Consider the following 9,796-nt stretch of genomic DNA (forward strand, 5'->3'; position numbering starts at 1 on the left):
CGGTTTCGTCAGGGACTACCCATCCAGGTGACAGTGACCCGACGGGGAAGGACGCGGATCAGCGCAGCGTGGCGAGTGAGGTCGTCAGCCGTTGGAACACGGCGGTGTCGACGTACGTCCCGGCGTGGCGGAGGGTGAGGACGCAGACGCCGACGGCCCCATCAGCCACGGTATGGACCTCTCCGGCGTCAGCCGCGGTGGCGAGTCGATCGGCGAGCTGACGGCCGCGCCCCAGGATGCCGCCGCCGAGCACCATCGGACCCGAGACGGTGGGGGATCTGACGGCGGTGAGAGTTCGCGCGAGGGTGGCGGCTGCCTCGTCGAGGATGTCGTCGGCGGTCCGGTCCCCGGCGACCTCGAACACCAGCCCGGCGTAGTCGGCGAGCCGGACCGGCGGGCTCGCATACAGCGCCCGCACCACGGCCAGGATCGGCTTCCGGTCGCCGTCATCCGACGGCGCGGGCACGCCGAGCCGCGCGAGCATCAGCGGTGTGAGCGCCGTGGACGGGCCACGGCCGTCGAGGTCGGCCAGGGCCGCGCGTACGACGCGCTGCCCGATCCAGAAGCCGGAGCCCTCGTCGCCCAGCAGCCAGCCGAGCCCGTCCGCGACGGCGACCTGGCGCCCGTCCTCCACCCGGATCGCGCCCGCTCCGGTCCCGGCGACGACGGCGTACCCGTCCGGCAGATGGGTGCCCGAGAAGTACGTCGCGAGCAGGTCGGACTCGAAGACCAGCGGCGCGTCGAGGCCGATGCCCGCGAGCCGGTGGCGGATCTCTGGTGCGACCGACGTACTGCCCGCACCAGCCATCGCGAGCACGACCTGCCGGATCCGCGCGCTCGGCACCTCCGCCTCCCCCAGCGCGTGCCTGACGCTCTGCGCCACGGACGCGGCGGCGGCCTCCGGCCCGACGGCGATCGGGTTGCCGCTGCCTGCGACGGCGTAGCCCAGACACCGACCGGTGGGATCGACGACCACGGTGCGGGTGCTGGTGCCGCCGGCGTCCACGGCGACCCACCCGATGAGTTGTTCGGTCATTCGTTACCTATTCGTTACCTCCACGTCATTGTGACCGGGGCCACGACATGGAAATAGTTTTCTCATTCACTTGGCATCGCCGATAAGGAATTTCAATGATCGCTCCTGAGGGGCCGGCCGCCCGTGCGCTGGAAGGCTACGGCGCCAGCAGCAGGATCCGCGCCGCCCTTCCGCAGATGCCGCAGGCCATGGCCAAGATCGGTACCCTCCTGCTCGACGACCCCTCCCTCCCGCTGCGGCTGTCGATCACCGAGCTCGCCGCCCGGGCCGGTACGTCGCCGGCGACGGCCACCAGGTTCTGCCGCGCGATCGGCTACACCGGCTACTTCGCCCTTCGCGTGGGCGCAGCGGCCGAGCAGGGCCGGTCGAGCGCCCAGGAGACCTGGAACTCCGACATCGGACGCGCCTTCCACCCGGGTGACACTGCGACCGAGGTGATGCGCACGCTGGTGAACGCCCACACCGTGGCGCTTGCGTCCACCTCGGAGGGGCTGGACCCGGCGGTCGTCGGCCGGGTGGCGGAGGCCGTCGCCCAGAGCACCCACGTCGACATCTACGGCATCGGCGGTAGCGCCGGCATGGCGGTCGAGCTGCAGGCCCGGCTCTACCGGATCGGGATCAACGCGCACGCGTGGAGCGAGGCGCACGTCGGCCTCACCAGCGCAGCCCTGCTGGGGGATTCGAGCGTCGCGATCGCCTTCTCCAACACCGGCCGCACGGAGGAGACCATCGAGATGCTGGCCCTGGCGAAGTCGTCGGGTGCCTACGCGGTCGCAGTGACCAGCGACCCGGCCTCCCCGATGGCCCAGGTCGCCGACGCCCACCTGACCAGCCACGCGCCGGGAGAGTATCTCCAGCCCGACGACCTGTCGGCCAAGCACGCCCAGCTCTTCGTGATCGACCTGCTCTACCTCCTCGCGGCCCAACAGGACTTCTCGCGTACGACGAGCCTCCTGGCGGCCTCCGCAGCGGCCGTCGCGCCGCATCGCCGTCCGCTTCGCTCGGCGACCCAGCGACGGACCGTGCCCTCGTCGAGAGAAACGGCCACCGCATGAGCGCACTCCTCGCCGACTTCTCCACCGAGGTCCGCCATCGGCTCGACGACCTGGACCAGGAGGTCCGTGCCGGCGGCCTCGACCCTGCCATCGACCTGATCGTGTCGTCATTGCAGCGTGGGGGCGTCCTTCAGGCCTTCGGCACCGGCCACTCCCAGGCCTTCGCCATGGAGGTCGCGGGCCGCGCCGGCGGGCTGATCCCGACGCACGCGATCGTGCTGCGCGACGTCGTCCTGCGCGGCGGCCGAGACGTCTCGGTGCTCCGGGGCGCCTCCCTCGAGCGCGACGAGTCGGTCGCCGACGAGCTCTACGGGCTGTACTCCTTCGACCCGGCCGATGTCTTCCTGATCGCGTCCAACTCCGGCGTCAACGGGTCGATCGTCGGCCTCGCCCTGCGTGCCAAGGCCGACAGCCACCCCGTCATCGCGGTGACGAGCCTGGAGCACACGAACGCCGTCACCCCCAAGCACAGCAGCGGCAAGCGGCTCGCGGAGGTCGCCGACATCGTGATCGACAACCGCGCGCCGTTCGGCGACACCACGATCGGCCTCGGCGACGGGCTGTCCGCCGGCGCGGTCTCCTCGATCACATCCGCCTACATCGCCCAGCTCCTCACCCTCGGCGCGGCTCAGCGACTCCGGGACGCGGGTGAGGTCCCGCCGCTCTACATCTCCGCCAACATCCCGGGAGGTGACACGCACAACGACGCCCTCAAGGCGCGGTACGGCGAACGCATCGCCGGCCTGTCCTGACCTGAGGGATCGGCAGCCCGCATCTGGACACCCGCAGGACCCCAGCACCACCCAGTAGAAGTGATCATCACGAAAGGGACCCCCACGATGAGCCGAGAAACTGCACAATTCGACCGCCGGACCCTGCTCCGTGGCGCCCTCGCAACAACGGCGCTCGTGCCGCTCGCAGGAGCGCTCGCATCTTGCGGCGGGTCGTCCTCGAGCGGCGCCGGCACCGCCACGAAGTCGGCCACCAACCCGTTCGGGCTCGCGAAGAGCTCGAGCGTGGAGGCCGTCATCTTCAACGGCGGCTACGGCTACGACTACGTCAAGTTCGCCGCCGCCCAGGTCCCGAAGCAGTCGGACTTCACCGGTGTCACGATCAAGGTGTCACCGTCGACGCAGATCGCTCAGCAGCTGCAGCCACGCTTCGTCGGCGGCAACCCGCCGGACCTGATCGACAACTCCGGTGAGAACGCCATCGGGTTCAGCGCCATCGAGCAGCAGCTCGAGACGCTCGACGACGTCTTCGAAGCCAACAACTACGAGGGCACGAAGATCTCGGACACGCTGTACCCCAACGTGAAGCTCCCGGGCACCTTCGACGGCAAGTTCCTCGCGATGAACTACGTGATGACGGTCTACGGCATCTGGTACTCCGCAACGCTGTTCCAGCAGAACGGCTGGACCCCGCCGAAGACGTGGGACGACGCGATGGCCCTCGGCGCCAAGGCCAAGGCCAAGGGCAAGTACCTCTGGGTCTGGGGCAAGGAGGCCGCGACGTACTACCAGACGATGTCGGTCAACTCCGCCATCAAGGAGGGCGGCGACGAGGTTCGGCTGGCGCTGGAGAACCTCGAGTCGGGCTGCTGGTCGAAGCCGCAGATCCAGGGCGTCTTCACGGCCCTCGGGGAGATGGTGCAGAAGGGCTACTTCGTCCCCGGCGGCGCGGGCACCCAGTTCACCGCTGCCCAGGCGAAGTGGAGCAACGACGAGCAGGCGATCCTCTACCCGTCCGGCGGGTGGATCGAGAACGAGATGAAGGACGCCACGAAGAGCAACTTCCAGATGACCGGCGCTCCGGAGCCGACCCTCACCTCCAGCCCGGCGATCCCGCTGGCGGGGCTCCGTGCCGCTGCCGGCGAGCCGTTCATCGTGCCGTCACAGGGCAAGAACGTCGCCGGCGGCAAGGAGATCCTGCGGGCGATGCTGTCGAAGGCAGCCGCGACCAACTTCTCCAAGACCCGCCTGGCGCCGACGATCGTCAAGGGCCTGGTGCCGGCCAGCGGGTTCGGGTCGACCGCATTGGTCTCGCAGACGAAGATGCTGGACGCCGCCGGCAGCAACACCTTCAACTACCAGTTCGTCGACTACTACGGCATGAACACCGACCAGCTGGTGCCCTGGAACTCCTTCCTGTCCGGCCAGCTCGACGTGGCAGGGCTCACCAAGGCTCTGCAGGAGATCACCGACAAGATCGCCAACGACTCCTCGGTGAAGAAGCTCAAGATCACGTGACCAGCACCGGGACCAGTGTGACGGCGACCACCGGCGGCCGGCCCCGGCCGGCCGCCCGGCGGCGCCGGATGCCGAGCTTGGACCGGCTGAGCTTCATGGTGGTGTTCCTCGGAGTGCCGCTGGCGATCTACGTCATCTTCGTGATCTACCCGTTCGGCAGGGCGCTGTACTACTCGATGACCGACTGGAGCGGCTTCACGCCGACGTACAACTTCGTCGGGCTCGACAACTTCACGAAGCTGTTCCACGACGACATCTTCATGCGCGCGCTGCGCAACAACCTCGAGCTGGCGATCGTGGTCCCGTTCGTGACCATCGTGCTCGCGCTCGCCATCGCGTCGGTCGTCACCGTCGGCGGGCCGAGCAAGGGCAACGTCCGTGGGATCCGCGGCTCCGGCTTCTACCGGGTCGTGTCGTTCTTCCCGTACACCGTTCCGGCCATCGTCATCGGCCTCATCTGGGCCCAGGTGTACGACCCTTCGGCCGGCATCCTCAACGCCTTCCTCACCAAGATCGGCCTCAGCGGGTTCGAGAACTTCGCCTGGCTCGGCGACCCGGGTACGGCGATGCCGGCGTCCATGTTCGTGATCATCTGGAGCTTCGTCGGCTTCTACACGGTGTTGTTCGTCGCGGCCATCAAGGGCATCCCGGGTGAGCTCTACGAGGCGGCCCGCATGGACGGCGCCGGCCGGTTCCGTACGGCCATCTCGATCACGCTCCCGCTCATCCGGGACACCGTGCAGACGGCGTACATCTATCTGGGGATCACCGTCCTGGACGCCTTCGTCTACATGCAGGCGCTGAACCCGAACGGCGGCCCCAACAACACCACGCGGACGATGAGCCAGGACCTCTACAACACGGCGTTCCGCAAGGGCCAGTTCGGATATGCCACGGCGATGGGTGTCGTGCTCGCGGTCGTGACGCTGCTGTTCGCCGCGATCGTGTTCGCGATCAACCATCTCACCGGCGGCGGTGAACGGAGGCTGCGCCGATGACTGCCGTCGCCCCCGACGAGAGGGTCGTCACCGAGAAGCGCAGCGAGTGGACCGGCGGCGACCGGGCCGTGGAGGCAACCTCGCACGCGCTCCTGGCCATCTGGTCGATCATCGTCATCGTCCCGTTCCTGTGGGTCGTGCTGTCGTCGTTCAAGACGACCAAGGAGATCTTGTCCTCGCCGTTCTCACTCCCGAAGCACTGGAGCTTCGACAACTACGTCAACGCCTGGACCGACGCCGGGATCCGCCACTTCTTCCTGAACACGATCATCGTGGTGGGTGCCGCCCTCGTGCTCGTCATGCTGCTGGGCGCGATGTGCGCCTACGTGCTCGCGCGGTTCGTCTTCCCCGGGGCACGGTTCATCTACTACTCGATGCTCGCGGGGCTGACCTTCCCGATCTTCCTCGCGATCGTGCCGCTGTTCTTCATCCTGAAGGACGGCGGGCTGCTCAACACCCTGCCCGGCCTGATCATGGTGTACGTCGCGTTCGCGCTGCCGTTCACGGTGTTCTTCCTCTTCTCGTTCTTCAAGACCCTGCCCGACGAGGTGTATGAGGCTGCGGTGATGGACGGCGCCGGGGACTGGCGGATCTTCTTCCAGATCATGCTGCCGATGGCGCGGCCCGGCATTGCCGCCGTCGCGATCTTCAACTTCCTCGGACTGTGGAACCAGTTCCTGCTGCCGGTTGCTCTGAACACCGACCCGAACAGATATGTGCTGACCCAAGGGATGGCGGAGTTCGCGTCGCAGGCCGGCTACGCGGTCAACTTCGGAGCGCTCTTCGCCGCGGTCGTCATCACGGTCGTGCCGGTGCTGATCGTGTTCCTACTCTTCCAGCGACGGCTGGAGGGATCGGTGTCCCAGGGCACGTTCCGCTGACCGGCCACTCAACCCTCACCGGTCTCTGCTGTGTCGGTCATCCGGAAGTCGAGATGTGGGGGGAGGGGCGCGCCCGGGTGCAGTGCGTCCCAGACCTCACCGAGGATGATGTCTCCCTCGGCGAGATCCTCGACGACCAGCGACTCCATGATCCCGGCGGCACGCTCGCGCTCACCTTCGGCGAGCCACGCGCGGGCCTCCAGCAGCCGGGTCCGACCGTGTTCGCGCAGCGCAGGGATCAGGGCCGCGATGGCATCCAGGCAGTCACCCGGCCGTCCGGCGGCGAGCAGCCGCTCGAGGTGCTCCACGGCCAGCCCCCGGCAGTCCGGTCGGAGCCGCCGCGCCCGCGCGTAGAGGTCGCACGCGCGATCATCATCCTCGGCGAGCAGCGCCAGCCCTCGCAGCGCCCACGGGTTCTCACGGGCGGCCAGGCTCGCGTCGTACTGCTCGGCGGCACGGCCCGACTCGCCCCGCAGGTGGGCGTTCACCGCGCGGGCCAGGTGCACCCACTCGGAGTCCGACGCCTCCTCGATGATCGCGCGCCAGCGGTCGGAGACCGGAGGCACCGGCAGCCGGTGGACCGATGACGCGAGCTCATCGGTGTCCCCGTCGAGCAGGTGGCGTGCCGGGACGCTGTCGTCGTCCACGGGTGGGAACGGCAGGGCCCGGGTCGGTACGGCGTCCGGGAAGCCCCGGAGCCTGAGCTCGACATGACCCCAGCCGGACCCCGTGCTCGCCTGCTCCGCGACCGCGGCATCGGCCACCTCGGTGAGCCAGCGCTCGTGGATGGCCTCGAGGCGATCGGGGTCCATCGCCTCATGCACCGCTGCCTGCGCGGCCGCACACGCCTCGGCATACCCGCCCGCCACCGCGTCCGGGTCCAGGTCGACGCCACCGAACGCCTCGGTCCAGGACACGCTCGCCCCACCGGCCAACAGGTCGTGCTCGAGCTGCGTCGGGCACCAGCCCGCCTGGATCTCGGCGTACCTCGCTCCCGAACCGCAGAGCCATTCCTGCCACCGTGAGCCGGCCGGACCGCTCCCCCACAGGAACAGCTTGCGGCCCCGCAGCCCGCGCGTCGACGTCTGGGCGAAGCCGGCGCCGCCGGACTCGACGGACACAATGTGCCGACCGCGCTGCCCCTGCAGGTCGTAGAAGTAGTCGGCGGGAAACCTGGAGGCCATCGGGTAGCTGATGTCGACGTCCGCGCGATCCGGGTGCGGGACAGGCACCCGGGTCAGGGCGCCGGTGTACTCGGTGCGCCAGGCGGCGCCCGCCGTGGTCAGCACGCGGGTCCCCGGCGACTCGGGCACCGCGATATTGGTCCAGTAGTAGAGCGGCTTCTGCTCCGGGTCCGGGTTGATCACCCGGGCCGAGGCGTACAACCGGTCCGACCCCCGGGGCAGCGACAGGTCGACCTGCAGCACCAGATCCCGGGTCCGCTCCCACTCCCACAGCCGCAGCACGTCACCGTCCGGACCGACAACCACGGCGGCGTGCATCGGCCGGCACGACAGGGTCGTGTGACCGGTGGAGCCGAGGTTCCACTCGATGCCTCCCGCGAACCAGGCATTGGTCAACCCGAAGTTCGCGAAGTGCAGCACCGGATTGCGGAACAGCAGCCCACGCTCACGGGCGTCGTCGTACAACGACCAGACCCGGCCGCCGAGCGTCGGTAGCACGGTCGCGCGCAGCACCCCGTTCTCGAGCACGTACGCCGGGAGCTCGACCTCGCGCAGCGACCGGTCGTAGTCCTCCTGGAGGGGGTACGGGAGAGGGCTTTCCAGCCGGCCGTAGGCAATCCGCTCGAGCATGTCCGGCGTGGCGCCCGGGCCGACGTCGGGGTAGGGCAGCTCCCGCAGCGGGCTGAATCTTGGCAACGGGCTCGCGGGACCGAGGGTCGCCGCCCACACGGTCACGGTGGTACGGCGTACCGTCGCCGCCGAGGAAGGCGTGGAGACCACGACGTCAGTCCGGCCGCTCGCCCGTGGTCAGTGAGAACACGTGCACCTGTCGAATTCTTGCGCAGTGTGCGCAGTGTGCGCAGGGGAGGAGCACCCCCCAGTCGCGGGGCCCGACCCGTTCCATCATGCTGGACTCGTGAACGACGACGACGGGCTCGCACTCGCCGTCGACGTCGGCGGCACGACCATCAAGGCGGAGCTGGTCGACCGCGCGGGGACCGTGGTGGCTTGCGAGCACCGGCCCACACCACGGGGGCACCACGCACGAGACGCGGTCGCCGAGGTCGGCCGCACCCTGCTCGCGCAGCGGCGGGACGCGCCGGTGGTCGGCGCAGGCGTTGTCGTCCCGGGCCTCGTCGACCGCGAGGCCGGCGTCGCGACGTACAGCGCCAACGTCGGGTGGCGCGACCTCGAGCTCGTCCGGTTCCTCGGCACCGAGTGGCGGCTGCCGGTCCGGATCGCCAACGACGTCGCCTCCGGCGGCGTGGCCGAGCACCGCGTCGGCGCGGGTCTCGGCACGGATGACCTGGTGTTCGTGCCCATCGGCACCGGGATCGCCGCCTCGATCGTCTCCGGGGGGCACCTGGTGACCGGGCACCGCGGCGAGACCGCGGAGATCGGACACCTGGCCGTCCGGACCGGCGTCCCGTGCGCGTGCGGCCGTGACGGCTGCCTCGAGGCCGTCGCATCCGCGGCGGCGATCGCCCGCCGGTACACCGGTCTGAGCGGAAACCACGTCGCCGGCGCCCGCGACGTCGCGGCTCGGCTGAGCACGGACCCCGTCGCGCGACAGGTCTGGCAGGAAGCGGTTGAAGCGCTCGCCGACGGGCTCGGCATCGTCTCGCTGGTCGTCGGCCCGGCCCTGGTGGTGATCGGCGGTGGACTCAGCCGGGCCGGCGACGAACTGCTCGACCCACTCCGGGTCGCGCTCCGTCAACGGACCCCGGTCGTGCATCCCGCCGACGTGACCGCATCGGCCCTCGGCGACCGCGGTGGCGTGATCGGTGCCGCGCTCCTGGCTCGCGACGGATGGGCGTCTGAGTCATGACCGCGTTCGCGCTGGCCGGGCGGCTCGTGACGACCACCGGGATCCTGGACGAGGGCGTGCTCGAGGTTCGGCAGGACGGCACGATCGGGTACGTCGGCCCGACGGCCGGCTGGTCGGGCCCGTCCCCCGAGCCGGTCGACACGGTCGCACCGGGGTATGTCGACATCCACTGTCACGGCGGTGGAGGCCACGCCGTCACCTCGCACGACCCGGGCGAGGTCGCCGCAGTCGCGGCGCACCACCTGTCCCACGGCACCACCACGATGCTGGCCAGCCTGGTGAGCGCGTCGTCCCCCGACCTCGTCGCGGCGATCGCGGCGATCTCCTCGGTCGCCGGGACGGGGTCACCGGTCGTCGGCTGCCACGTCGAGGGGCCCTTCCTGGACCCGGCGCACCGGGGCGCACACGACCCCGCCTCCCTGCGCCTACCCGGGCTCGACGAGCTCGGCACCTGGCTGGCAGCCGGCGTCGACGACGCCGGGCGCCCCACGGTCCGGATGGTGACGCTCGCCCCGGAGCTGCCCGGTGCTGCCGCGGCCGCCGATCTCCTTGAGCGCTCCGGGAT

The 9,796-nt window shown here is 69.9% G+C and carries 8 protein-coding genes and 1 pseudogene; 7 read left to right on the top strand and 2 right to left on the bottom strand.

Features of this window, described 5'->3' with window-relative positions; translation table 11 throughout:
* Positions 1-58: 58 nt before the first annotated feature.
* A complete protein-coding gene (locus VGJ24_RS03895; RefSeq protein WP_331499179.1) occupies positions 59-1,036 on the bottom strand; it encodes an N-acetylglucosamine kinase in 978 nt (325 codons plus the stop codon).
* Between the two features lie 95 nt (positions 1,037-1,131).
* On the opposite strand from VGJ24_RS03895, the gene VGJ24_RS03900 reads away from it, so the two are divergent.
* From VGJ24_RS03900 to VGJ24_RS03920, 5 genes are all read left to right on the top strand, one after another.
* Entirely contained in the window at positions 1,132-2,091 is a 960-nt protein-coding gene (locus tag VGJ24_RS03900; protein WP_331499180.1) for a MurR/RpiR family transcriptional regulator, read from the top strand.
* Positions 2,088-2,843, top strand: a complete 756-nt coding sequence (locus VGJ24_RS03905) for an SIS domain-containing protein (protein WP_331499181.1) — start codon at positions 2,088-2,090, stop codon at positions 2,841-2,843. The genes VGJ24_RS03900 and VGJ24_RS03905 overlap by 4 nt, the downstream gene beginning before the upstream one ends.
* Before the next feature lie 87 nt (positions 2,844-2,930).
* A complete protein-coding gene (gene ngcE, locus VGJ24_RS03910) occupies positions 2,931-4,340 on the top strand; it encodes an N-acetylglucosamine/diacetylchitobiose ABC transporter substrate-binding protein (protein ID WP_331499182.1) in 1,410 nt (469 codons plus the stop codon).
* A complete protein-coding gene (locus VGJ24_RS03915) occupies positions 4,337-5,338 on the top strand; it encodes a sugar ABC transporter permease (RefSeq protein WP_331499183.1) in 1,002 nt (333 codons plus the stop codon). The genes ngcE and VGJ24_RS03915 overlap by 4 nt, the downstream gene beginning before the upstream one ends.
* The gene (locus tag VGJ24_RS03920) at positions 5,335-6,219 is read left to right on the top strand and encodes a carbohydrate ABC transporter permease (protein WP_331499184.1); all 885 of its coding nucleotides are present in this window, start codon (positions 5,335-5,337) and stop codon (positions 6,217-6,219) included. Before VGJ24_RS03915 ends, VGJ24_RS03920 begins: the two co-directional genes overlap by 4 nt.
* 8 nt (positions 6,220-6,227) lie before the next feature.
* On the opposite strand, the gene VGJ24_RS03925 is transcribed toward VGJ24_RS03920, so the two are convergent.
* Positions 6,228-8,183 carry a DUF5107 domain-containing protein gene (locus tag VGJ24_RS03925; RefSeq protein WP_331499185.1) on the bottom strand — a complete coding sequence of 652 codons (1,956 nt, stop codon included), beginning with the start codon at positions 8,181-8,183 and terminating at the stop codon, positions 6,228-6,230.
* Positions 8,184-8,319: 136 nt separating this feature from the next.
* Here VGJ24_RS03925 and VGJ24_RS03930 point away from each other — a divergent pair, with 136 nt between their 5' ends.
* Together VGJ24_RS03930 and VGJ24_RS03935 are read left to right on the top strand one after the other, a co-directional pair.
* Positions 8,320-9,231 carry an ROK family protein gene (locus VGJ24_RS03930; protein WP_331499186.1) on the top strand — a complete coding sequence of 304 codons (912 nt, stop codon included), beginning with the start codon at positions 8,320-8,322 and terminating at the stop codon, positions 9,229-9,231.
* Positions 9,228-9,796, top strand: a pseudogene (locus VGJ24_RS03935) (N-acetylglucosamine-6-phosphate deacetylase); the annotation flags it as partial. The gene VGJ24_RS03930 and the pseudogene VGJ24_RS03935, both read left to right, overlap by 4 nt.

This window comes from Nocardioides sp. (assembly GCF_036493135.1).
In the GTDB taxonomy this organism is placed as follows: Bacteria; Actinomycetota; Actinomycetes; order Propionibacteriales; family Nocardioidaceae; genus Nocardioides.

Coding starts and splice junctions, on each gene's coding strand:
- VGJ24_RS03895 (WP_331499179.1), bottom strand. CDS start 1,036: ATGACCGAACAACTCATCGGGTGGGTCGCCGTGGACGCCGGCGGCACC.
- VGJ24_RS03900 (WP_331499180.1), top strand. CDS start 1,132: ATGATCGCTCCTGAGGGGCCGGCCGCCCGTGCGCTGGAAGGCTACGGC.
- VGJ24_RS03905 (WP_331499181.1), top strand. CDS start 2,088: ATGAGCGCACTCCTCGCCGACTTCTCCACCGAGGTCCGCCATCGGCTC.
- ngcE (WP_331499182.1), top strand. CDS start 2,931: ATGAGCCGAGAAACTGCACAATTCGACCGCCGGACCCTGCTCCGTGGC.
- VGJ24_RS03920 (WP_331499184.1), top strand. CDS start 5,335: ATGACTGCCGTCGCCCCCGACGAGAGGGTCGTCACCGAGAAGCGCAGC.